Annotated in this window: 22 protein-coding genes; 13 read left to right on the plus strand and 9 right to left on the minus strand. The window is 66.8% G+C overall.

The genetic code is table 11. From position 1 onward, the window contains the following. The first annotated feature begins 47 nt into the window (after nt 1-47). From ACVILI_RS24935 to ACVILI_RS24970, 8 genes are all read left to right on the plus strand, one after another. The gene (locus ACVILI_RS24935; protein WP_038647996.1) at nt 48-830 is read left to right on the plus strand and encodes an SDR family oxidoreductase; all 783 of its coding nucleotides are present in this window, start codon (nt 48-50) and stop codon (nt 828-830) included. Then, a complete protein-coding gene (locus tag ACVILI_RS24940; protein ID WP_038647998.1) occupies nt 827-2,362 on the plus strand; it encodes a mannitol dehydrogenase family protein in 1,536 nt (511 codons plus the stop codon). The genes ACVILI_RS24935 and ACVILI_RS24940 overlap by 4 nt, the downstream gene beginning before the upstream one ends. Nucleotides 2,363-2,406: 44 nt before the next feature. Next, nucleotides 2,407-3,321: a sugar phosphate isomerase/epimerase family protein gene (locus ACVILI_RS24945; protein WP_038648001.1), complete on the plus strand. Its 915-nt coding sequence runs from the start codon at nt 2,407-2,409 to the stop codon at nt 3,319-3,321. A 119-nt stretch (nt 3,322-3,440) separates the two neighbouring features. After that, the gene (locus ACVILI_RS24950; RefSeq protein ID WP_027047068.1) at nt 3,441-4,475 is read left to right on the plus strand and encodes an ABC transporter substrate-binding protein; all 1,035 of its coding nucleotides are present in this window, start codon (nt 3,441-3,443) and stop codon (nt 4,473-4,475) included. A gap of 239 nt (nt 4,476-4,714) precedes the next feature. Next, complete coding sequence (locus tag ACVILI_RS24955) at nt 4,715-6,256, plus strand: sugar ABC transporter ATP-binding protein (RefSeq protein ID WP_038648003.1); 1,542 nt, start codon at nt 4,715-4,717, stop codon at nt 6,254-6,256. After that, nucleotides 6,253-7,224: an ABC transporter permease gene (locus ACVILI_RS24960; RefSeq protein WP_038648006.1), complete on the plus strand. Its 972-nt coding sequence runs from the start codon at nt 6,253-6,255 to the stop codon at nt 7,222-7,224. Before ACVILI_RS24955 ends, ACVILI_RS24960 begins: the two co-directional genes overlap by 4 nt. A 247-nt stretch (nt 7,225-7,471) precedes the next feature. Beyond that, nucleotides 7,472-8,458 (plus strand): ABC transporter permease, encoded by a 987-nt coding sequence (locus ACVILI_RS24965; protein WP_038648008.1) that lies wholly within the window; start codon nt 7,472-7,474, stop codon nt 8,456-8,458. Between the two features lie 248 nt (nt 8,459-8,706). Further along, on the plus strand, nt 8,707-9,579 hold the full coding sequence (locus ACVILI_RS24970; protein WP_038648011.1) for a hypothetical protein: 873 nt from the start codon (nt 8,707-8,709) through the stop codon (nt 9,577-9,579). 257 nt (nt 9,580-9,836) lie between these two features. Here ACVILI_RS24970 and ACVILI_RS24975 read toward each other — a convergent pair whose 3' ends face one another. After that, on the minus strand, nt 9,837-11,369 hold the full coding sequence (locus ACVILI_RS24975; RefSeq protein ID WP_240564488.1) for an alpha/beta hydrolase: 1,533 nt from the start codon (nt 11,367-11,369) through the stop codon (nt 9,837-9,839). Nucleotides 11,370-11,559: 190 nt separating this feature from the next. Between ACVILI_RS24975 and ACVILI_RS24980 the strand changes: the two genes are divergently transcribed. Then, entirely contained in the window at nt 11,560-12,195 is a 636-nt protein-coding gene (locus ACVILI_RS24980) for a class I SAM-dependent methyltransferase (protein WP_019859390.1), read from the plus strand. Nucleotides 12,196-12,261: 66 nt separating this feature from the next. On the opposite strand, the gene ACVILI_RS24985 is transcribed toward ACVILI_RS24980, so the two are convergent. Both ACVILI_RS24985 and ACVILI_RS24990 read right to left on the minus strand, forming a co-directional pair. Continuing rightward, nucleotides 12,262-13,764, minus strand: a complete 1,503-nt coding sequence (locus ACVILI_RS24985) for an ATP-binding protein (protein WP_027047069.1) — start codon at nt 13,762-13,764, stop codon at nt 12,262-12,264. Between the two features lie 312 nt (nt 13,765-14,076). Beyond that, nucleotides 14,077-14,730, minus strand: coding sequence for a glutathione S-transferase family protein (locus tag ACVILI_RS24990; protein ID WP_038653007.1), 654 nt, complete (start codon nt 14,728-14,730; stop codon nt 14,077-14,079). Between the two features lie 167 nt (nt 14,731-14,897). Here ACVILI_RS24990 and ACVILI_RS24995 point away from each other — a divergent pair, with 167 nt between their 5' ends. After that, nucleotides 14,898-15,206: a hypothetical protein gene (locus tag ACVILI_RS24995; RefSeq protein ID WP_019859393.1), complete on the plus strand. Its 309-nt coding sequence runs from the start codon at nt 14,898-14,900 to the stop codon at nt 15,204-15,206. A 142-nt stretch (nt 15,207-15,348) separates the two neighbouring features. On the opposite strand, the gene ACVILI_RS25000 is transcribed toward ACVILI_RS24995, so the two are convergent. The 4 genes from ACVILI_RS25000 to ACVILI_RS25015 form a co-directional block, all read right to left on the minus strand. Continuing rightward, nucleotides 15,349-15,720, minus strand: a complete 372-nt coding sequence (locus ACVILI_RS25000; protein ID WP_084791601.1) for an endonuclease domain-containing protein — start codon at nt 15,718-15,720, stop codon at nt 15,349-15,351. Between the two features lie 158 nt (nt 15,721-15,878). Then, nucleotides 15,879-16,709, minus strand: a complete 831-nt coding sequence (locus ACVILI_RS25005; RefSeq protein ID WP_038648016.1) for an aldo/keto reductase — start codon at nt 16,707-16,709, stop codon at nt 15,879-15,881. A gap of 140 nt (nt 16,710-16,849) precedes the next feature. Continuing rightward, a complete protein-coding gene (locus tag ACVILI_RS25010) occupies nt 16,850-17,482 on the minus strand; it encodes a Vgb family protein (protein WP_019859397.1) in 633 nt (210 codons plus the stop codon). 188 nt (nt 17,483-17,670) lie between these two features. Beyond that, the gene (locus tag ACVILI_RS25015) at nt 17,671-18,891 is read right to left on the minus strand and encodes a helix-turn-helix domain-containing protein (protein WP_240564487.1); all 1,221 of its coding nucleotides are present in this window, start codon (nt 18,889-18,891) and stop codon (nt 17,671-17,673) included. 387 nt (nt 18,892-19,278) lie between these two features. Between ACVILI_RS25015 and ACVILI_RS25020 the strand changes: the two genes are divergently transcribed. The 3 genes from ACVILI_RS25020 to ACVILI_RS25030 all read left to right on the plus strand — a co-directional run bounded on the left by ACVILI_RS25020 (nt 19,279) and on the right by ACVILI_RS25030 (nt 21,447). Next, nucleotides 19,279-20,028, plus strand: coding sequence for a DUF899 domain-containing protein (locus tag ACVILI_RS25020; protein ID WP_010910518.1), 750 nt, complete (start codon nt 19,279-19,281; stop codon nt 20,026-20,028). A gap of 96 nt (nt 20,029-20,124) precedes the next feature. Continuing rightward, entirely contained in the window at nt 20,125-20,397 is a 273-nt protein-coding gene (locus tag ACVILI_RS25025; RefSeq protein WP_038648022.1) for a hypothetical protein, read from the plus strand. Between the two features lie 45 nt (nt 20,398-20,442). Continuing rightward, entirely contained in the window at nt 20,443-21,447 is a 1,005-nt protein-coding gene (locus tag ACVILI_RS25030) for a zinc-dependent alcohol dehydrogenase family protein (protein WP_038648024.1), read from the plus strand. A gap of 38 nt (nt 21,448-21,485) precedes the next feature. On the opposite strand, the gene ACVILI_RS25035 is transcribed toward ACVILI_RS25030, so the two are convergent. Continuing rightward, nucleotides 21,486-22,271: an ATP-binding cassette domain-containing protein gene (locus ACVILI_RS25035; RefSeq protein ID WP_457102642.1), complete on the minus strand. Its 786-nt coding sequence runs from the start codon at nt 22,269-22,271 to the stop codon at nt 21,486-21,488. Further along, a complete protein-coding gene (locus tag ACVILI_RS25040) occupies nt 22,264-23,424 on the minus strand; it encodes a hypothetical protein (protein WP_038648029.1) in 1,161 nt (386 codons plus the stop codon). The genes ACVILI_RS25035 and ACVILI_RS25040 overlap by 8 nt, the downstream gene beginning before the upstream one ends. Nucleotides 23,425-23,426: the final 2 nt, after the last annotated feature.

The following is a 23,426-nucleotide window of genomic DNA, read 5'->3' on the forward strand; positions in this document are numbered from 1 at the left end:
TGCCGTTCCATATTTTAAAAAATAGAAACTTTGTTCCGGGAGGAGGAATGGAGCTTCATCTCCAAGGTAAGGTCGTGCTGGTCACCGGCGCGACGCAAGGCATCGGCCGCGCCATCGCCGAGGCGCTGGCGCACGCCGGCGCCGGCGGGCTGCTGATCACCGGACGCGACGGCAAGCGCGGCGACGCCGTGGCGGCGGAACTGTCGGCCATCGGGACGCCGACCGTCTTCGTCGCCGCCGACCTTGGAGACCCGCAGGCCCCTGTCCTGCTGGCGCAGGCCTGCATCGACCGCTTCGGCCGCATCGATGGCCTCGTCAACGCCGCCGGCCTGACCGACCGCGCTTCCTTCCTCGATGCCAGCCTCGACGACTGGGCTTCGCTGTTCGCCGTCAATGCGCGCGCGCCGTTCTTCCTGATGCAGGCGGCGATTGCCGACATGAGGAAGCGCGGGGAGCCCGGCGCCATCGTCAACATCCTGTCGATCAACGCCCATTGCGGCTCCCCCGAACTCGCCGTCTATTCCGCCACCAAGGGTGCGCTTGCGACGCTGACCAAGAACGCCGCCAACGCCCACCGTTTCGACCGCATCCGCGTCAACGGCATCAATGTCGGCTGGACCGACACGCCGGCCGAACGCGTGATGCAGGCCGAGACGCTGGGCCACGGTCCGGGCTGGCTCGACGCCGCCAATGCCGCGCAGCCTTTCGGCAGGCTGCTCAAGCCGGACGATATCGCCAACCTTGCCGTCTTCCTGCTTTCCGACGCGGCCGGGCCGATGACCGGCGCCGTGATCGACCAGGAGCAGTCGGTGATCGGGGCGAACCGGTGAACGCCGCTTCGACAGCGCCGGAAACGCTCGGGCCGGCCTTGCTGGATCAGCTTCCGGCCGCTGTCCGGACGCCTGGATATGACCGGGCAACTCTTGCGCCTGGCATGGCGCATCTCGGCGTCGGCGCGTTCCACCGCTGCCACCAGGCCGAATACACCGATGATTTGCTGGCGCGCCAGTTCGACCGCTGGGGCGTTGTCGGCATCAATATCCGTCCGCCCACCCTTGCCGACACGCTCGGCCGGCAGAGCGGGCTCTACACAAGGCTGATTCGCGAAAACAGCCATATCGAGGCTCGCGTCATCGGCAGCATCGTGAAGGTGGTGGACAGCCAGGCAAGTGCCGCACCGGCACTCACGGTGCTGTCCTCGCGCGATATCGAACTGGTGACGATGACCGTGACGGAGAAAGGCTATTGCCACATCCCGTCGAGCGGCGCGCTCGATCTCGATCATCCCGACATCGTCCATGATCTCGCCAAACCTCATGCGCCGCGCAGCGTGCCCGGCATCCTCGCGCGGGCGCTGGAGCTGCGCCGGGCCACGCATGGCCGGCCCCTGACGCTGCTCTCCTGCGACAACATCCCGGCCAACGGCGTCATCCTGGAAACCGTCGTGCGGAGCTTTGCCGAACGGCGCGGCAATGGCCTTGCCGACTGGATCGCGGCCAATGCCGCCTTCCCGTCGGCCATGGTCGACCGCATCGCGCCGGCGGTGACGCAGGATGATCTCGACAGTGTCGAGCAATGGTTCGGCTACCGCGACGCCGCCGTCGCCGTCGGCGAGCCGTTCCGGCAATGGGTGATCGAGCAGAAATTCGCCGGCCGCGTGCCGCGCTGGGACCTGGTCGGCGCGACCTTCGTCGACGACGTCACGCCGTTCGAGCATCTCAAGATGCGGGTGTTGAACGGCGCCCAGACGACGCTCGCCACGCTCGGCGTGCTGGCCGGGCTGGAGCATACATCGGATGCCATCGCCGACCCGCTGCTGTCGGCCTTCATCAGGCGCATGCTGGTCGAGCAGACGCTGCCGACGCTGATGCCGGTGCCCGGCATGGATCCACCGGCCTATGTCGAGCAGAGCCTCGGCCGGCTGAAGAACACCGCGATCCGCCACCGCAACCACCAGATCGCCACCGATGGCTCGCAGAAGATCGTGCAACGCCTGCTCAACCCGATCCGCGACCGGCTGCGCCAGGGCGCCTCCATCGGCTTGCTGTCGGTGCCGGTCGCCGGCTGGATGGCCTATCTGATCCAGGCCTCGGACCGCTTCGGCAAACGCTGGCCGGTGTCGGATCCCTATGCCGGCAAAGTCGCCGAGATCGCCGACGCCACTGGCCGCGATGCACCGGCTCTGGCTTCGGCCATCCTTGCCATCGACACGATCTTCGACCCTGGCCTTGCCGCGAACGCTGCGTTTCGCGCGGCCGTGACTTCGGCGCTGGGCGAGTTGCTTTCGGACGATCCGATGGCGGCTGTCCGGCACAGTCTCGAACATGATGAGGCCGCAAGGTTGAAACGATCCAAACAATAGGCATTATAAACATCGACCGTGAAGACACGGCCAGGGGAGGCACTATGAAACTTGGACTGCTCACCGCACCCTTCGCGGAGACGCCGCTTGCCGATGTCGCCGCCTGGGCCAGCTCTGCCGGCTTCGAGGCGCTGGAAATCGCCTGCTGGCCGAAAACCTCCGGTGCGACGCGGCGCTATGCCGGTACCAGCCATATCGACGCTGCCTCCACCTCGCCCGCAAAGGCGAAAGAAATCACCGCCTCGCTGGCGGAAAGGCACCTGACCATCTCAGGCCTCGGCTACTATCCCAATCCGCTGCATCCCGACGCCGCGCATCGCGAGGCGGTGATCGGTCATCTGAAGAAGGTGATCGTGCTGGCCGCCAATATCGGCGTGCCCGTGGTCAACACCTTCTGCGGCGGCGATGCGTCCAAGACCGTCGACGTCAACTGGCAGGACGCGCTGAAAGTCTGGCCCGAAATCGTCGCTTTTGCGCGCGGCCATGGCATCAAGCTTGCCTTCGAGAATTGCCCGATGATCTTCAGCTATGACGAATGGCCGGGCGGGCACAACATCGCCTATTCGCCGCAGGTCTGGCGCCGCATCCTGGAGACCTGGGGCGGCGATATCGGCATGAATTTCGACCCCTCGCACCTGGTCTGGCAGATGATCGACCAGGCCCGCTTCATCAGGGAATTCGGCCCCTACATGCTGCATGTCCACGCCAAGGATTTGATGATTGATCATGATGGTTTGTACGAGCGCGGAATCCTCTCGGCCGGGATAGGCTGGCAGGTGCCGCGCATGCCGGGGCTGGGCGATGTCGACTGGAGCGGCTTCTTCTCCGGCCTCTACCGCGCCGGCTATGACGGATCGGTCATCATCGAACATGAGGACAGGCGGTTTGAAGGCAGCGACGAGCAGGTGAAGCGGGGTTTTCTGCTCGCCCGCGACGTTCTGCGACCCTACGTCAAGTGAAAAGCATGCCGGTAACGACATGCGGAGAACAACGAGTTGAGCCGCCTGACTCTCTTTCTGAACGGCATGCCTCAACGACTTGGAACTGAAACTGAAAAACAATGTGGAGGAAGTCTGAAATGAAGAAAATCCTGACCATGGTCCCGCTCCTTGCGGGCGCTGCCTTGCTGGCCTCAATGGGCGTCTCGTCGGCCGCCGGCAAATACACGATCGGCATTTCCAACACCGTGCAGGGCAATGGCTGGCGCGAGGAGATGGTGTGCGCCATGAAGGCGCAGGCGCTGGCTTCCGGCGAAGTGGCGAAACTCAACATCGCCCACCGCAACACCGATGCCGCCGGCCAGTTGGAAGACATCCGCAACCTGATCAGCGCCAAGGTCGACGCCATCGTCGTCAACCCGGCCGATCCGGCCGGCATCAAGGCGGGCCTGGAGGAAGCCACCAAGGCCGGCATCGTCGTCGTTGCCGTCGACCAGGCGGTCACCGAGCCGTCGGCCTACATCATCTCCAACAACCAGGAGGAATATGCCTATCTCGGCGCCAAATGGCTGTTCCAGCAGATGGGCGGCAAGGGCGAGGTGTTTTACATGCGCGGCGCCGCCGGCGCTTCGGCTGACTCCGACCGCGACAAAGGCTTCAAGAAGGCGCTGGCCGAATTCCCCGACGTGAAGGTGGCGCAGGAAGTCTTCACCGGCTGGCAGCAAGACCAGGCCAAGCAGCAGATCCTCTCCTTCCTGTCGACGGGAACGCCGATCAACGGCATCTGGACCTCCGGCATCGACAACGTCATCGTCGACGCGCTGGTGGAATCGCAGGCGCCGCTGGTGCCGATCGTCGGTGCCGACAATGCCGGCTTCGTCGGCCAGCTGAGCTCGGTAAAGGGCCTCGTCGGCGCTGCCGTCACCAACCCCGGCTCGATCGGCGGCGCGGGCGTGACGCTGGCGCTGCAGATCCTCGACGGCAAGAAGCCGGCACAGCAGACCGTGCTGGTGCAGCCGCAGCTCTGGGAAAACGCCACCGAGGAAGGCAAGGCCAAGCTGAAGGCCGCCGCCGACCCGTCGCTCAGCCCCGAATGGCCGGTCTCGATCTCGATCCCGGACTGGACGACCTATACGAAGGACCAGATCGTCGCCTGCAAGGGGCCGGGCGAGTAAGGGCTGGACGCGCTTCTTCCTTCTCCCCTTGTGGGAGAAGGTGGCCTCGCGAAGCGAGGTCGGATGACGGGTGCTCCAGGGAATGCCGACGTCTCACTCCGCTGGAACACCCCTCATCCGTCTCGGCGCTACGCGCCGATCCACCTTCCCCCACAAGGGGGGAAGGAAAGTCGCCGCCTTCGGCCGACTTGCCGCACCGCCGCAGAGATCGAGAACAACACATTTTGACAACAAACCCGTTGCCGCAAAGCCCCCTCCTCGACGCCACTGGCGTCGCCAAGAACTACGGCGCGGTTGCCGCCCTTCGCAACGCGTCGCTCTCCGTCCTGCCGGGCGAAGTGCATGCGCTGATGGGCGCCAATGGCGCCGGCAAGTCGACGCTGGTGAAGATCCTGACCGGCGCGATATCGGCCAATGCCGGACGCATCCTGATCCGGGGCGAGGCGCGCGACATACGCTCGCCCGCCGCCGCCCGCCGCGCGGGCCTGCTGCCCGTCTACCAGGAGCCGTCGCTGATCCCCGATCTCGACGTCCTGTCCAATCTGCGGCTGACCGGCACGCCGGTCGAGCCGTTCCGCGCCTGGGTGCGCGAACTCGGCATTGCGGACCTCGACCTGCGCGACACCGCGCGCGACATCCCGCTGGCCGTGCTGCGCGTGCTCGACCTCGCGCGCGCCCTGGCCGTCGAGCCCGATGTGCTGCTGCTCGACGAGATGACGGCCGCGCTGCCCGCCAACCTTGCCGAAAAAGTGCTGGAAGTGGTGCGCCGCCAGGGCGATGCCGGTCGCGCCGTCATCTTCATCTCGCACCGCTTCGTCGAGATCTCGGCGCTGTGCGACCGCGCCACCGTGCTGCGCGACGGCGAGACCGTCGGCGTCGTCGACATCGTGCCGGGCGTGGAGGAAAAGATCGTCGAGCTGATGCTCGGCACCCGCATCGTCAAAACCCATGTCGCCGCGCGCAGCGCCGCCGAGAAGGCGGCACCCACCCCTGCCCGGCCGCGGCTCTCCGTGCACAATCTGCGCGTCGGCGCCAAGCTCAACGACGTCTCCTTCGATCTCAGGGATGGCGAAGTCGCCGGCGTCGTGGCGCTGGAAGGCCAGGGCCAGGACGAATTGTTCGCAGCCCTTGCCGGCTCGATCCGCCCCTCGGGCGGCACGATCGAGGTCGATGGCAGCCCAGTGAAGTTTTCGCACCCGATCGACGCCATCCGCTCGGGCATCGCCTATGTGCCGGGCGACCGGTCCGAGGCGCTCGCCATGCAGCGCTCGGTGCGTGAAAACATCGCTCTGCCCTTCAGTGCGGCGCTGCGCAACTGGGGACCTATCCCCATGCGCCGCGAGCGCGCAAAGGTGCTCAGCGCCATCGAGCGGCTGCAGATCGACACCCGCGCGCAGGGCGAGGTGCAGCGCCTGTCGGGCGGCAACCAGCAGAAGGTGACCATCGCCCGCTGGATCGCGGCGGACGCCCGCACCATCCTGTGCTTCGACCCGACGCGCGGCATCGATGTCGGCACCAAGCAGGAGATCTACAAGCTGCTGCGCGAGCTCGCCGGCCACGGCAAGTCGGTGCTGTTCTACACCTCGGAACTGGAAGAGGTGCAGCGCGTCTGCGACCGCGTCATCGTCATCTTCGGCGGCCGTCTCGTCGACATTTTCGCCGTGGAGGAGGCCGACGAGCCGGCACTGATGCGCGCCGCCTACGGCCTGCCGCGCGGCGCCAAGGCCGATATCGGCATATTGGCCGATCCCCAGTCCCCGTCTTCGGGGACGGCGCCATGAGCCATTTCCTACGCCGCCAGGGCTGGGTCATCGGCCTGTTCGCCCTGCTCATCGTGCTGTTCATCGCCACCAGGATCATCCAGCCCGGCTATGGCAGCGGCGATTTCGGCTCGCTCGCGCGGGCAGTCTTGCCGTATGCCTTCGCGGTCGCGGCGCAGACGGTGGTGGTCATCGCCGGCGGCATCGACCTGTCGGTCGCCGCGATGATGGCGCTGACCAGCGTCACGGCCGCCTCGATGATGGCGGGCGCTTCCGAAGAATACGCGCTGTTCGTCGTGCCCTTCGTGCTCGCCATGGGTCTTGTCCTCGGCGCGCTCAACGGCCTCTTGATCGTCGTCACCCGCGTGCCCGACATCGTCGTCACGCTCGCCATGCTGTTCGTGCTGCAGGGCGCCGCCCTGCTGGTGCTCGACGCGCCCGGCGGCGCCGCCGCCGAATGGCTGAAGGCGATGATCTCGGGCACCGTGCCGATCCCCGGCCTGCCCGAGGCCATCGACGCCTGGGTCCCGAAGGCGTTGCTGGTGCTGATCGTCTGCCTCTGCGTGATATGGATACCGCTCAGGCGCTCGCGCCTTGGCCTGTCCATCTATGGCATCGGCTCGAGCGAGCTGGCGGCGTTCCGCTCAGGCGTGCCGGTCAAGCGCACCCGCATCATCGCCTATGCGCTGTCGGGCCTGTTCGCCGCCTTTGGCGGCCTGGCGCTGACCATGAGCACCGGCATCGGCGCGCCCATCCCCGGCCCCTATCTCCTGGCCAGCGTTGCCGCCGTGGTGCTGGGCGGCGTGGCGCTCGGCGGCGGCAAGGGCGGCCTGCTCGGCCCCATCGTCGCCGTCTTCGTGCTGCGCCTGGTGCGCACCGACCTCACCCTGCTCGCCATCGACCCCAACGTCACCGCCATCATCGAAGGCGCCATCATGGTGGCCGTGGTGATGTTCGGGGCGTTTATTACGATGCGGGGGCGGCAATGAGGGGTGGGTATGAAATGAAGCGCTGCGCCCTACGACGCCCCCCTCTGTCCTGCCGGACATCTCCCCCACGAGGGGGGAGATCAGCAGCTTTGGCGCCCCACTCTTCTCAGCAACGTTGGAGATTGGCGAAAGCCGCGACAACAGCCGATCTCCCCACCCGTGGGGGAGATAGCCGGCAGGCCAGAGGGGGGCGCCGTAGGGCGCTAGCCTCGCAGAACCTCACCCCATCGCGAACCGGACCCACCCCATGAGCACCACCGCGATTACGCCTCCCCCCGTCCCCCTCGGCCGCCGCATAAAACGCTTCATGGCCGACCGGCCGCTCGTCCCGCTGATCATCCTGCTCATCATCCTGGTGGTGATCCTGCAGATCCTGCGCCCCGGCATCGTCAACGAGCGCTGGATCGCCAACACCATCAAATTCGCCATTCCGCTGGCGATCCTCGCCGGCTGCCAGACCATGACCATGCTGACCGGCGGCATCGACCTGTCGGTCGGCACAGTGGCGACGATGAGCGCCTTCATCATGGCCACGCAGATCGTCAACCAGGACCCGGCTATCGCCTTCCTGCTGGCGATGATGCCGGCGGTGCTGATCGGCCTGGTCAACGGCATCGGCGTCGGCGTCTTCCGCGTCCACCCGCTGATCATGACGCTGGGCACCAGCCTGATCGGCACAGGCTGCCTGCAGGTCTACCAGCGCACGGTGATCGCCTCGGGCGCGAAAATCCCCGACTTCCTCGCCTGGCTCGGCACCGGCGTCACATCAGGCTTCCCCAACGCTCTGCTGCTGTTCGTGCCGCTGGCGGCACTCATCGTCTTCACGCTCGCCCGCACCGGCTTCGGCCGCCTGCTCTACGCCGTCGGCGACAATGAGCACGCGACGCGCCTCTCGGGTGTGCAATACTGGCAGGTCATCACGGCGCTCTACGTCACTTCCAGCCTGCTCGCCGGCATAACCGGCCTGCTCTATATCGGCCTGATCAAGGCCCCGTCCCTCTCACTCGCCGAACCGCTGGTCCTGCCCTCGGTCGCCGCCGCCGTCATCGGCGGCACCTCCATCTTCGGCGGCCGCGGCGGCTACACCGGCACCATCGTCGGTGCTCTGATCCTGACCGTGCTGACGACGCTGCTGACGATCCTGCAGATGCCGGAGGGGGCAAGGCGCATCCTGTTCGGGCTGATCGTGCTGTTCGTGACGGCGGCTTATTTGCGGATCGTGGAGGAGCGGTGACAGGAACCTTGAGCGACAGGCCATGAATTTATCGCCTGCACGCGTCCAGATCTCGTCGCAATACAATCAGCTTTCAGAAAATCGTCGCTTCAGCGGATTTGCCAATTATATTAGTTGTCGTTGAATTATATTTGGCGAGCGCTACTGGTGTCAGAATAACTATTTCCTTCCGGCACTCACTTTCAACCCTTGCTTAACGGCCATGCTTCATTCTGCGAATCGCAGGCAAGGCATTCAAGGATTGCTCGATGCAGATCAGTTCCGACCTCACCGTTACGATACAGAAGCTGCTGTCGGCCAGGAGCGGCCTTGTTGGCACCAACCAGCAGACATTCGCCAAAGCGGGCACGGCGTTGCGGACCGAGGCCCCGGTCATTCGTCCGGGCGCGACCGGCGACGAGGATGGCACCGAATACGATCTGTTCGGCAGCTTCGGCCAGGCCCCCGATGTGCCGGCGGCTTCGTCCGCCTCCTCCACCACCACGGCGGACGACCCCAACATGCATGCCGGCAAGGCCAATTATGGCGAGCTCTATGCCGAGTATACGCGCTTCATCGCCTCGATGGTCGAGGCGGACCGCCAGCATAAGGACTCCACCGTCGAGCGCCACTTCATCCCTGCCGGCGAGACGCGGGAGACGGTGATGGCCATGGACGAACATGCCTATATGTGGGCCGTCCAGGACGAGATGGAGGCCGCCGCCGACCGCAGCCCGCAGGCGCAGGCCAACAAGACGATTGCCAACCAGGGCCTGAACTATGGCGACGCCACCAGGATGGCATCCGATGCCTTGATTAGCCTGCAAAAGGCGTTGCCGGCTCTGAACGACACGCTCGCGCGTCTGACCCCCAAGGCAGTTGAGGAGCGCATGCAAAGTGTCGGCGACGACCCGAAGCTGCAACGTCTGGCGCAACAGGTGGCCAAGAACGACATGCTTTCCGCCAGGAGCAGCCTTCGCTACGTCGACAGGATCGTCAGAAGCGTCGAGAGCGGCTCCAACAAGGTCGATGGCGCCATTCTGGTCAAGAACGGCCAGGGCCAGTACCAGCTTGGTGATTTCTCGATCTCATTCAACGGCCAAGTGATGTTGACCTTCAGGGATACTTTCAAGGCATTCTGAACGCCGCGCGTCGGCGGCTTCCCCGGCGTTGAGCACGAGACCCGCCGTCCGGCGTGAAATACTGGCAGGCCGTCACGGCGCTCCACGTCACCTCGAGCCTGCTCGTGGGCGGACTGCTCCTATCGGCCTGATCAAGGCCCGTCCCTGTCACTCGCCGAACCCCTGGTGCTGCCCTCGGCGGCGGGCGTCATCGCCGGCAACACCCATCATTGGCGAATTACGGTGACAGTGCACTTTTACATCGCCTTGCCGCCCCCTCACCCACCCCTTACCATCCCCCCAATCCCCTCCAACAACACCCCCTGCTCCCCCACCCAGAACCAGTGATCCTCCCCCTCCACCTCGACAAATCGTGCCCCCGCAATCTTCGCGGCCAGATACCGCCCGGCCTCGACCCGCACCGCCCGGTCACCCCTGCGGTGCAGCACCAGCGTCGGCGCCCTGACTTTTGACAACAGCGGGCGCACGTCGGCGTCGCGCAGCGCCTGCAGCAGGCCGGCGACGGCGCCGGGGCTGGAGGCGGCCCGGAGCAGGCCGGCCCACCAGGCGCGCGCCTGGCGGTCTTGGGCGACGCTCGGCGCGAAGGTTTCGATTTCCGCCGGGCCGCCCCAGCCGGCAAGCAGGCGCTGTTGCCAGAGGTCGTACTGCGCCGAGGTGAGCGCGAAGGGGTAGTCGGGCGCGCGGCTGCCCTTGGCGAGCGAGCCCCACAGGACCAGGCCGCTCAGCCGGTCGGGGTGGTCGACGGCAAAGCGGATGCAGCCCGGCCCGCCCTCCGAGGCGCCGACCAGCACGGCTTTGCGGCTGCCGGCCGCATCCATGACAGCCAATATGTCGCGCGCGGTCGCCTCGACGGTCGGGCGGGCGCCGACGCGGTCGGACAGGCCCATGCCGCGCCGGTCGAACAGGATCAGCCGGCCGAGCCGTGACACGGCGCTGAGCCAGGCGCGGCAGCTCCTGTCTTCCCAGATCCGCTCGACATGCGAGATGAAGCCCGGAACCAGCACGATATCGGCCGGGCCGCTGCCTATGGTCTGGTAGGCGATATGGATGCCGTCCACGGCGACATAGCGGGTTCTGGGCATCTCCGCTTCGGCGTCGCTGGCGCGCAGCAGAGCGAGCGTGGCGGGGTCGGGCGCCACGCCGAGTTCGTCGCGCAGCAGCCGCACGCAGGTCTCGCCCTGGCGCTCGGCCGCCGCCCGGTCGCCGGCCGCCAGATGGGCGCGGATCAAATGGCGGTGCGCGCTTTCGCTCAACGGGTCGAGGGCGGCGAGGCGCGTCGCGTGCAGCACGGCAGTCCGCGCAGCGCCGCCGGCGATCCTGGCTTCCACCAGCCGCTCCAGCGCCTGCACCAGCCGGCTCCGCAAGGCCTCGCGGCGAAAAAACACCCATTCCTCGAATTCGGGACAATCCGGCAGCGAAAAGCCGGCGAGGTAGTCGCCGCTGTAGAGGCCGGCGGCCTCGTCGAGACGCCCGGCGTCGCAGGCATGGTCGAAGGCGATGGCGTCGGCCTCGACTGCCGGGCGCAGGCTGAGCGATGCCGCGCTGGCTGATATGATCTCCTCGCCGAAGGCGACGCGGATCTTGTAGAGCGTGCGCCGCAGGCGGGCGCGGGCGGCTTCCGCGTCCGCCTCGGGCCACAGCAGCGTGGCGGCGACGTCGCGCGCCACCGGTCCGCCGGCCTCGGCGAGGTAGATGACGAGCGCGGCCGCCTTGCGCAAGGCGAGCTCTATCCGCCGCCCGTCCAGCCGGAACTCCGGAAAACCCAGAAGCCTGAGTTGTATCAGCTCCATCGATCCGCACGCGGCCGCGCAAGGAGAGGACGTTGAGGGGACGCCGGCCTTCTATCCATCCCCGCGAAATCGCGCCGATCCGGCCCGATCAACTCCCTTGGAGCGAGAAATGTCACCGGTCAATACATCAAGCCATCACACGCCAGAACGGCTTACCTTAGGCGCCAACACCAGACATGGAGGCTGAGCCATGTGCCAGACCTGCCTCTCCTGGTACGCGCGCTGCGTCGCGCCGTATTTCGTCCATGCCGGCTGTTCGGCCGGCGCCTTCACGCAAATGCGCAAGCGGGTCATCCCGCTTGCGCAAGGCGTCGTTGTGGAGGTCGGCTTCGGCTCGGGCCTCAACCTGCCCTATTACGACGCCGCCAGGGTCGAGCGGCTGGTCGGCATCGACCCCGACGGCACCATGCTCGGCCTCGCAGCACCCAAGAGCCGCGCCATGCCCTTCGCCGTCGAATGCATCCGCGCAGGTGGTGAAAGCCTGCCCCTGGCCGATGGCATCGCCGACACGGTGGTCGTCACCTATGCCTTCTGCACCATTCCGGACCCTCAGGCGGCGCTGAGCGAAATCCGCCGCGTCCTGAAGCCGACCGGCCGGCTGATCTTCATCGAGCACGGCCAGGCCGAGGGCCCGCGCTGCCGCCGCTGGCAGGAGCGGCTGAACCGGCTGTGGGGATCGATCGCCGGCGGCTGCCACCTCAACCGCGATCCGCTGCGGCTGATCGGCGGGGCCGGATTCCGCCTGCTCGAAGTGCAGCACGGCCGCTTCCCCCTGCCCCTATGGCAGCTGGGCAGCCACCACGCCGGCATTGCGGCGGCGGGCTGACCGGTCAGCCTTGTCTTGCCCCGTGCATCGATGTCGCACCAGGAGTCGCACGCGCCAACGCCCCCCTCACAGCGCCAGGCTCCCCTGCTCCGCCTCCTCGGCGTTGGGGTCGCCGGGGGCGGTGGCCCAGGCGAGTTCGACCAGCGTCACGGTGCGCTTGCCCGTGCCGTCGAGCTGGCAGACGATCAGGCCCTGCTCCTCGATATAGGTCAGGAGGCGGCGGGCGCGGCGCAGCGAGTGCGAACCATAGGCGCGCGCGATCGCGGCGTCGCTCGGGCACGGCCAGCCCTCCTTGGCCGCGCGCGCGATCATCATGAACACGCCCTGCATGTCGTCGGGCAGCAGCGAGGCGCGCACGGAAACGTCCCGCCACGCATCGTCCTGCGTCGTCTCTGAGCCGAGGCCGGCGCGGGCGCGCGTCAGCATGCGGCGGAATTCGGCGAGGTCCGGCACCACCGAGGCGAGGCCCTCGATGCGGCAGCGCACCACGAATTCCTGGTAGAGCACGCCAATGACGCGAAAACCCGCATCGGGCTGCGCCAGGATGGCGCGCAGCACGCGGTCGACCCGCTCGCGCCGCTCCGCCAGGTCCTCGGCGCTGATTTGCGGTTCCGCCGGTTCGGGGCGGATTTCCAGCGCCGCCGACTTTGCCGCCATCAGCTGGTCGAGCAGGTCGGGTGACGCCACCCGGCGCGGCGTGCGCACCGTCTCGGGCGGCGGCGCCGCCAGGATGATCGCGCGGGCGTCCTCCAGCGCCGCCTCCGGCATCGCCATCAGCCGCGGCGTGCCGTTGCGCGGGCTGGTGTCGGTCGGGCCGATGCGCAGGCCGAGCGGCCGCCGCGACAGCGCCGGCCCCAGCGCCATGAACTGCCCGCGCTCGAGGTCGCGAAACGCTTCCGCCTGGCGCCGCTCCATGCCCAAGAGGTCGGCGGCACGCGCCATGTCGATGTCGAGGAAGGTGCGGCCCATGAGGAAATTGGAGGCTTCGGCCGCGACATTCTTGGCGAGCTTGGCCAAACGCTGCGTGGCGATGATGCCGGCGAGCCCGCGTTTGCGGCCGCGGCACATCAGGTTGGTCATGGCGCCGAGCGAGAGCTTGCGCGCCTCGTCGGAAACCTCGCCGGCCACCGCCGGCGCGAACAGCTGCGCCTCGTCGACCACCACCAGCATCGGGTACCAGTGGTCGCGGGCAACCTCGAACAGCCCGCCGAGGAAGGCGGCGGCGCGCCGCATCTGGTTTTCGGCGTCGAGCCCTTCGAGGTTGAGCACGGTGGAGACACGGTGGATGCGCGCCCGCTCGCCGGCCGCCTGCAGGCCGCGCTCGGTGTGCTCCTCGGCATCGATCACCAGATGGCCGTAGCGCTCGCCGAGCGAGACGAAGTCGCCTTCGGGATCGACAATGGTCTGCTGCACCCAGGGCGCGCTCTGCTCGAGCAGCCGGCGCAGCAGATGCGACTTGCCGGAGCCCGAATTGCCCTGCACCAGAAGGCGGGTCGCCAGCAGTTCCTCGAGATCGAGGTTCGCTGGGGCGCCCGCCGTGGTGTGTCCCATCTCGATCGCAACGGTCATGTCTCGACTCAAAAAGGTCTCCTGCGCGGCATGGGGCTTAGCAACCCAGGCGCGGCCCGTCGAGCACCGATGGCCGGAAGCCCGGCGTTGCGCACAGATGTGAGGGAAGGTCCGGCAGGAACGGCCGCCGCCGGCCGCCCCTGTGGATAGTAACCTGTTATTCACCATGCGCCGGCGTTGCGGTTGCGGAGGCCGGCCATCCGTTTAGCCTGACCTTGCATCGCGCCCCAACGAGATGCACCCCAACGCCCCAAATGGCGGCCGGCGTCTTCAAGTTTCGTTTGTGTATACGCCGGTCGTCAGTTTTGTCAGTTACAGCACCGCACCTTGCCGCGGCACCGGTGCCAGGGGCGGCGCATCCAGCCCCTTGAACGGGTCGCGCCAGGCATCGATGGCTTCGAGCCGGCGATACCAGCTGATGAGCGCGGGATAGTCGCCGAGCGGCAGGCCGGCGGCATCGTTGAACGGCAGGAAGGCCGCCATGCGGAAATCGGCATAGGAAAGCGACGTTCCGACCAGCCATTGCCGGTCGGCCAGCTCCGCCTCAAGGATCGCGGCCCCCTTGTGGAACTCTTCCAGCCCCTCTTTGACCTTGTCCTCGTCGATCGGCCCGAGGCGATAGCGCTGCTTGGTGCCGCGCTCGAAATGCACGGCGTCGCAGGCGCGCATGAAATTCTCCTTGCCCCAGCTCAGCCAGCGGATCATGTCGGGTTCGTCCTCGTCGGTGCGCCAGAAATCGGAACGCGTCGCGCGCGACAGCCGGCAGGCGATGGCGTCCGCCTCCCACAGGCTGCCGCCCGGCCATGCCAGTATGGGAATGGAAAGATTGGGATTGAGCGGCCGGAATCGCTCCGCTTGCCCCGGCGAAAAGGGTGACGCGAATTCGAAAGTCACCTGCGCCTGGAGGTAACGCGCCACCGCGACCGCCAGGCGCGGATTGGGATTGCGGCTGAAATACAGTTTCATTTCACCCGCGCCCGGCTCGACCTTGTCATTCATGAATGCCTCTCCTGATCCTGGCGAACATGCCAGACCAAGGACGCGGTCGGCAGCTGCAATCCGACAAAGTGTGGGTTGACCACCATCGATGGCGAGGCGACACTTCATCTCGCACCAAGGCAGGAGGAATTGCGATGGACGAGCCCGAACGGTGGCGCCACATGTCGACGGCGCCCAAGGACGGCAGCCGGATCCTGGTCACGGTCCGTCCCTCCGAACAGGGGCCAGCCGAAGTCGACCTCGCCTACTGGTCGCGCGGCGACCAGTTCGCCGGTGAAGGCTGGCGCGCATCGGATTCCTCGCCCGGCCGCGTCGTCGAATATGCCGAACCCGAGCTGAAATGCTGGATGCCCATGCCCTCGGCCAACCTCAGCCGCGGCGGCTCAATGCCGGCGCCCTGGGAAGGCGACGACGCGCAACAACTGGACGGGTCCGGGATTTAGCGAGCGCGGACGGTGAAGCCGCCGATCTCCCCCCTCGTGGGGGTTGAGGAGTGGTCCGCGTAGCGGACAGAAAGCCAATTGCTTGGCTTTCTGAACGACGAACGTCCGGCAGGACAGAGGGGGGCGCTGTCCCGCCGGCCTATCAGGACGTGCCAGCTAGCCCTGCAACGATGATGATATGCTGGCAGACATTGTCGATGTCGCGGATGACATCGTCGTTCCAGAACCGCAAAACAGTCCAGCCATCCTGTTCCAGGCGCTTTGTCCTTGAGGCGTCGGCGGCTGCAAGGTCTGCATCAGCATGCTGGGAGCCATCGAGCTCCACGATGAGCTTTTTCTGCGGACAGGCAAAATCGACAATATAGCCGGCGATCGGGAGTTGCCGGCGAAAGCCAAGCCCCATCAACCGATGTGCGCGAAGTGCATTCCAGAGCGTTAACTCGGCATCGGTCATGGCTTTGCGCATCGACCGTGCGTGTAATCGATTCTGTGGAGGCAATGGAGTATGAGGCATGGCTGCCTTTTAGATTGACGCTAGCGCCCTACGGCGCCCCCCTCTGCCCTGCCGGGCGTTCGTCGTTCAGAAAGCCAAGCAATTGGCTTTCTGTCCGCTACGCGGACCACTCCTCAACCCCCACGAGGGGGGAGATCGGCGGCTTCATCGCCGGCTCTTTAAAACAAAAAAGCCGCCGTCGCCGGGTTCGGGCCGTCGCGGCCATCAGCCGAATCCATGCCCGCGATCGTCTTCAGGTCCTGCGCGTCCAGTTCGAAGTCGAAGACGTCGAAATTGGCCGCGATGCGGTCCTGGCGGATCGATTTGGGGATGACGATCAGCCCTTGCTGGAGATGCCAGCGGATGATCGTCTGCGCGGCGGACTTGCCATGCTTCGCTGCAATGCCCGCGATCGTCGGGTCGCCGAGCAGCCGGCCGCTGCCGAGCGGGCTCCAGCTCTCCGTTTGGATGTCATGCCCGGCATGAAATTCCCTGAGCGCACGCTGCTGGAAACGCGGATGCAGCTCGATCTGGTTGGCCACCGGGACCACGCCGGTCTCGCCGATGATGCGTTCCAGATGATCCCTGTTGAAATTCGAAACGCCGATCGACTTGATGCGGCCGGCCTGCTTCAGCTCGATCAGGGTCTTCCAGGCCTCGACATATTTGTCGCGGCTGGGCACCGGCCAGTGGATCAGGAACAGGTCAAGCTGCTCGATGCCGAGTTTTTCCATCGTGTCGTCGAAAGCGCGGAGCGCCGCGTCGCGCTCATGCGCGCCGTTGCGCAGCTTCGAGGTGATGTACAGCTCGCTTCTCGGCACATCGGCGGCGCGGATCGCCTCGCCGACGCCTTCCTCGTTCCGGTAGCCCTGCGCGGTGTCGATCAGCCGGTAGCCGGCCTTGATCGCCCAGCCCACCACATCGGCGGTGATGCCGTGATCGACCTGCCACACGCCAAGGCCTAGCTGGGGAATGGCGGTGCCGTCGTTCAACGTCATCAGTTCTGGCATGGTCGGATCCTTTGCGAAGAAATGTCCGGGCGGTCGCCCGACCCAGCCTATCTAGGCAAGTGCCGGGACGACGACCAGTCGCCGGCGGACAAATTCGCCGGCGACTTCACAGACTTGATGTCTTCGTCAGGGGAACCGGCTCATTTCGGCCGGCGCACCGCCCGCACCACCGGAGTGGATGTGCTGCCGCAGAACAGGCGGTCGGCGCCGTCGGATTCCAGCCCCGAGACGCTCATGCCGGCCGGCATGTCGAGCCTCTCCAGAAGCTTGCCGGTTCTCGGGTCTACGCGGCGCAGATCGCTCTCGTCGCCCTCCCAGGTGGCGTGCCACAATTCGCCATCCACCCAGGTCACACCGGTGACGAAGCGGCTGGATTCGATGCTGCGCAGGATTTTTCCGGTCTCGGGGTCGATCTGGTGGATCTTGCGCTCGCGGTACTGCCCCACCCACAGCGTGCCTTCGGCCCAGGTCAGCCCGGAGTCACGGCCGCCGCCGGGCGCCGGGATCGTGGCGAGCACCGCGCCCGTATCGGGATCGATCTTCTGGATGCGATCATTGGCGAGCTGGAAGAAATGCCGGCCGTCAAAGGCGGTGCCGGCGTGTGCGGCGACATCGATCGAACGCAGCGTCTGCCCGCTTTGCGGATCGAAGGCGTTCAGCCTGTCGCCCGAGGCAAACCAGACGTTCTCGCCGTCGAAGCTCACCCCATGTATCCGCTCCACGCCGGGAAAGGGTCCGTATTCGCGCAGGATTTCGGCCGGTGAATGCTTCATGTCTTGATCCTCGTGGTCGTCATCCGCTGATCTACGTTACGGGATTTAGGTGTGTCGAGATTCAGGTCAGGCCGAGTCGAAAATGGTGGCTTCCGAGAACCGGAGCGGAGCGTACTTTTCGTACGTGAGCACCGGAAGCGCAGGAAGCCGCCGTTTGCAGACCGGCCTCACCTGAATATCGCCACACCTTAGCCGTTTGGCAGCGGCGCCGGGAGTAACAAGGTGGTCGTGAATCCGGCCACCGGCGGCGTCATCCAGCGGCGCGCCCGGCCATGGCCGAAAGACTGCACCTTGCCGGCCTCGGCGAGCGGCTCCAGCGCCCGCTGCACGCTGCGCTGGCCGGTTCCGAGCGCCAGCGCCAGCGCCGAGCTCGACCAGGCTTCGCCGTCGGCCAGCAAGGCCAGCACGGCGGCGTGGCGTTCCTCGATCGGCCGCGCCAGCACCATCACCGCGCGCGCCAGGCGCGGCGCCAACGTGAAACCGCGCTTGGTGGCGCTGATGTCGGCAAGTGCCGCAAGCTCGGCGCGCAGCCGGCCGATCTCGACACGCAGCCGGGCGCGGTGCGATTCATCGGCATGCTTGCCGCCAAAGGCCCGCGCCACGAGCTCCTCTCGCGACACATCCCCGGGCCAGGCTTCAGCGAGTGCGCGCGCCAGCGCGAACAGCACCGGGCGGCTCGCCAGCGAAACCGTCCTGTCCCCGGCGTGCACGGTGTAGCGAAAGGCATCGACGACCAGCGCCGGCGATGCCTGCAGCGCCTCGACCTCTTCGAGCAGCAGCGGCCGCTCCGTGCCTTGCGTGATCAGCCGCGCCGCCGGTGTTTCCAGCGCCAGGAACGCGGTGGCGACCTCGGCCATAAGGCCTGGAATGCCGGCCTGGCGGGCGGCGTTGCGCGCCCATTCCAGCGCCGCGCGTGCCGGCCGGGTCCGCAGGCGCCGCATGGCGATGCCGGCGACAGCGAGCTCATGCGCGGCCCGCGCGGCCGGTGGCAGCGGCGTCGGGTCGAGCCCGGCCAGCACATGCTCGGCCTCGTCGAGCCGGCCGATCAACAGCAGGCGCCGCACCTTGAGGTGGCCGGCATGCGCCGCGTTCAGCCGGTCGCCATGCTTTTCCAGCGTCGTGCGCGCCGCGTCGAGCGCCTTGGCCGGCCAGCCCAGGTCACGCGAGACCAGCGCGATCTCGGCCTCCGCGACGACGCATCTGGCGCGCGCGACAGCCTCTTTCGGGCTGAAGGCGCGCGCGGCCCGCCGCAACAGAAGCTTGGCGCGATCGAAATCGCCGAGCTGCGCCATGGCGATGCCACGCAGCGCCAGCGCCGGCGCGTCCTCGCGCAAGGCGACGCGGTCGAGCGCGCCGAGCGGATCGCCCGCCGCCAGCGCCAGCGCCGCCGCGGTGATCAGCGAGTCCATTCAAATCCCGTCACACTTGTAACTCCCACCCCGGCACGTTTGCGCCCTAACTTAAATCACCACCGCCGGTCAGCAAGCGGCGTTGGCCCGATGGAGACCTAGCCATGTGGCTGAGGCCGCCATCGGCACCGTTGACGCCAATTCCGGCACTCGTTAGCCTGAGCATCTCAGGTATTAATAGTAAGCATCTCATTAGGGATAGTTGAAAATGCCTGCAACCGACAATCTCGAACACACCGCACGGCCCCGCCACTCCTGCTGCGCCGGGCCGGACGATTCAAATCCCGTCGCGAATGTAACTCACCTCACCCCGCTCCATCGCCCTGGCCTGGATCCCGACGCGATCACAGGCCGCGACGGCACCATGACTGACAAAGGAGAAGACCAATGACCAAGCACATGACGATGAAGACCCCGCCGATCGTTTCGCGGCAGGAATGGGACGCCGCCCGCGAGAAGATGCTGGTGAAGGAGAAAGCGACGCTGCGCGCCAAGGACGCACTCGCCGCCGAACGCCGGCGCATGCCGTGGATGGAAGTGGACAAGGCCTATGTGTTCGAAGGCCCCAACGGCAAGGCAAGCCTGCTCGACCTGTTCGAAGGCCGCCGCCAGCTGATCGTCTACCGCGCCTTCTTCGAGCCGGGCGTCTATGGCTGGCCCGATCATGCCTGCCGCGGCTGCTCGCTCGGCGCCGACCAGGTCGGCCACCTCGCCCATCTCAACGCTCGCAACACCACGCTGGCCTACGCCTCGCGCGCGCCGCAAGCCGACATTGTCAGGCTGAAGGCGCGGATGGGCTGGGAGATGCCCTGGTACACGATCACCGACAGCTTCGACAAGGATTTCGGCGTCGACGAATGGCACGGCCACAACGTCTTCATCCACGACGGCGACCGCGTCTTCCGCACCTATCTCATCAACAGCCGCGGCGACGAGCAGATGGGCACGGTCTGGAGCTATCTCGACGCTACCCCGCTCGGCCGCCAGGAGATCTGGGAGGATTCGCCCGAAGGCTATCCCCAGACCCCGCTCTATAGCTGGTGGAACTGGCACGACAATTACGAAGCCGGCGCCGACAAGAAATGGGCCGAAGTGGCCGCCGCCGGCGAAGCCGCCTTCAGGGATAAGGGTGAGTAAGCAGGGACTGGACAGGAAAGCGCTCCTCTCCCTCGCTCTTGGCGAGGGAGAGGAGCCCAAATCCTGAAGGACAGCGACCATCAAGGAATTAAGATCATGAGCGATACCCACATAAGCACCGCCAGCGCGACCCCTGAAAGCACCACCACCCTTGGCGTCGCCGACTGGCTCTGCCTCGCCGCGGCGCCCACCTTTGCCCTGATGGCCCTGCTGTCCTGCCTTCAAGGCGGCGACGCGGCCATGTTGTGCATGGGCGCCTCCCCGCTCACCGGCCCGTCTTTAACCGGGATGCCGGCCATGTATCTCTTGATGAGCGCCTTTCATCTGGCACCCTGGCTGCGGGTGATTTCCGGCCGCCAGGTCCGATAGAGCCGGCGCGCCTGCATCAAACATCCCCACACATCGGAGAAGACAATGAGGCTTGTCAGGCTGAGAGCGCCAGGTGGCTTGGACAGGCTCGACCTGGTCGAGGAAGATCCGCCGCAGCCGGGACCCGGCGACGTGATGGTCAGGATCCGCGCCTGCTCGTTGAACATGCGCGACGATTTCGCGGTGCAGGGCAAGACAAAGCTGGCCGACCGCCGCGTGCCGCTGTCCGACGGCGCCGGTGAAGTGATCGCCGTCGGCAGCAAAGTCGATGCGCTCAAGCCCGGCGACAGCGTCGTCAGTGTCTTCTATCCCCGGTGGCTTGACGGCGACATGACGCCCGCCACCAGGCGCGACATTCCAGGAGAGAGTTTCGACGGCTTCGCCAGCGAATATGTCTGCATGCCCGCGCAGGCCTTCACCAAAGCTCCCGCGGGCTATACGCACGCGGAAGCCGCGGCGCTGACCTGCACCGGCGTCACCGCCTGGCGAGGCCTGGTCGTATCCGGCAAGGTCAGGCCCGGCGACACGGTGCTGGTTCTGGGCACCGGCAGCGTGTCGTTGTTTGCGCTGCAATTCGCCAAGGCCGCCGGCGCCCGGGTCATCGCCACCTCCTCCGACGAGGAAAAGCTGGAGCGGCTGAGCCGCCTCGGCGCCGACGCCGACATCAACTACAAGGCCGTGCCGGACTGGAGCCGCAAGGTTCGGGAGCTGACGGATGGCCGCGGCGTCGATCACGTGATCGAAGTCGGCGGCCCCGCCACGCTGGCGCAATCCATAAGCGCCTGCCGGACAGGCGGCCACATCGCCCTGATTGGCGTGCTGACCGGCTTTGCGGCAGATGTCTCGATCCCGGCCATATTCTCGAACCAGATCCGCATCAGCGGCATTTCGATCGGCAGCCGGGCGGACCAGGAGGACATGATCCGCGCCATAGACGTCAATCGCATCAAGCCCGTCATCGACCGTCGCTTCCCGCTGCGCGAGATAGCCGCCGCCTTCACGCACTACGCAGCGCGGAAGCATTTCGGCAAGGTCTGCCTGGAGGTTTGAGCCCTGCGTGACCGCAGCCGTTGCGAAACGGCTGGGTTTCAGCCGTCCAGGCGCGACGTGCCATCACCCATCGGCCGCCTGGACCGCCAGCGCCTGCATGACTTCGGCTTCGAAGGCGCCGGGCATCTGGCCGGCCTCGGCCAGTTGCCTTGCGTGCCACGCGCGCGTGCCATGCGGCCATCGGCCAGGAGGATGGCGCGGTTGCACAGGCCCGGCACTGCTTCCACGACATGGGTGGAGATGATGACGGCATGGCGGCCATTGGAAGCCAGGGCCAGGATGATGCGCTTCACCTCGAAGGCGGCAAGCGGATCGAGGCCGTTCAGGGACTCATCGAGGATCAGTAGCGGTGGCGCGCCGAGCAGGGCCGCGGCAATGGCGATCTTGGCCCGCGTGCCGAGCGAATATTCGGCTATCGGCCGTTCGATCCAGCGATTGAGCCCAAGCCGATCAGTGACATCGACGCCAGGCCAGTCGTCTTCGGCGCAGCCGCGGATCGAGGCGACGAGTTGGAGATATTGCCGCCCGCTCAGCGCCGCCGGCAGGTCGAATGGATCCACGGCAAGGCCGAAGCCTGACTTGGCGCGTTCCGGTGCCCTCGCAAGGTCGGCGCCCTCGATCGCCACGGTCCCCCCGAGCGGCCGGATCTGGCCGGTGATGGCCCTGAGCAAGGTGGACTTGCCCGAACCGTTGGCGCCGAGCAGGCCGAGGATGTCGCCCCTGTCGAGCGACAGGTCGATGCCGCTGACGACCGCGCGGCCAGCATAGCCGGCGCTGAGCCCGCGAACCGCGAGGATTTCGGCAGGATCGATGCTGCTATCCATGGCGATATCTCCGTTGCGCCTGGTGCCACAGAAACAGCACAAGGGCGGCAAAACCGATCAGCACCGTGCGCCCATATTCGAGCGTCTCGTAGCTGGCGTAGGCGATGGCGCTGAGGAAGCTCAGCGCCGCGACGAACGGCGCGGTCATGAAATAGGCGGCAAACACCGCATAGGCGCCGTTCAGCGCCAGCAGCCAGAAGCCGCTGGCGAGCGGCATCGCCCAGGCCGACGGTTCCGCCGCCAGGGCGGCTCCCGCCGGCAGGAGGAAGAAGGCGAGCGACAATTGCAGCGGCAGCCGCGCCAGGCGCAGCCAGGCCCTGACGAAGCCGAGCGGAGCCGTGCGCAGCACCGGCGAGCCGAGTGGATGGAACCGCGCGCTCAACATGAACACCAGAAGGCCGCCGGTCAGCCCGGCCATCGCCGCCGGCACGGCATCATGGCGGGCAAGGCTGATGGAGCCGGCAACGACTGCCGCGAGGCCGAACAGGATGGCTGCCCCCGCCAGCCGCCATGAAAGCCTTACGCGCCCGGCGGGCAGGTCCCAGGCCCAGCTTGAGAGCCAGGCCGGCGTCGAACGATCGAAGGCGCCGAGCCAAGGCTTGCGCCCGCCCGGATCGCTCACCGGATCGGCACTATCGCTGAGGACCAGGTCGCGAGCGCTCCGCAGGCGCAGCACCGCCGCCGCGCCAAAGCCGGCGCCAAACAGCATCACGGCACCGAGACCCCAGGCCGGCGCCAGTGGTTTTGCGATGACGAAACACCCAAGGCCCACGGCCGCCGCCGCGATGAAGGCAAGGGGAACGCCCAGCGCACATGCCGCCACGGCCGCCATGCGCCGGCGCTCCATGAGTGAAAGAGGCAATGCTTTCAGGAACGGCGCGAAGGCGCGCGACAGGCAAAGTCTTGCGATCGCGCTGCCGGCGAAGCCGCCAAGGCAAAGAAGCACCCCCGGCAAGCCGACCGCCCACAGCGCCTGCGCCTGACGCAGGGTGGCGGATACCGCATGCAAGGCGACGACGATGTCGGCAATGGCGTAGGCGAGCAACGCCCCACCGCCAGCGACGATCCAAACGAGATCGCGTCGGCGCATCGAGCGCAGGCCAGCCGAGAGCTCGCGCCAAATCAGGGTCAGGACAAGCCTGTCGTGCCGCATTG

The sequence above is a fragment of the Mesorhizobium sp. USDA 4775 genome, from assembly GCF_054062655.1.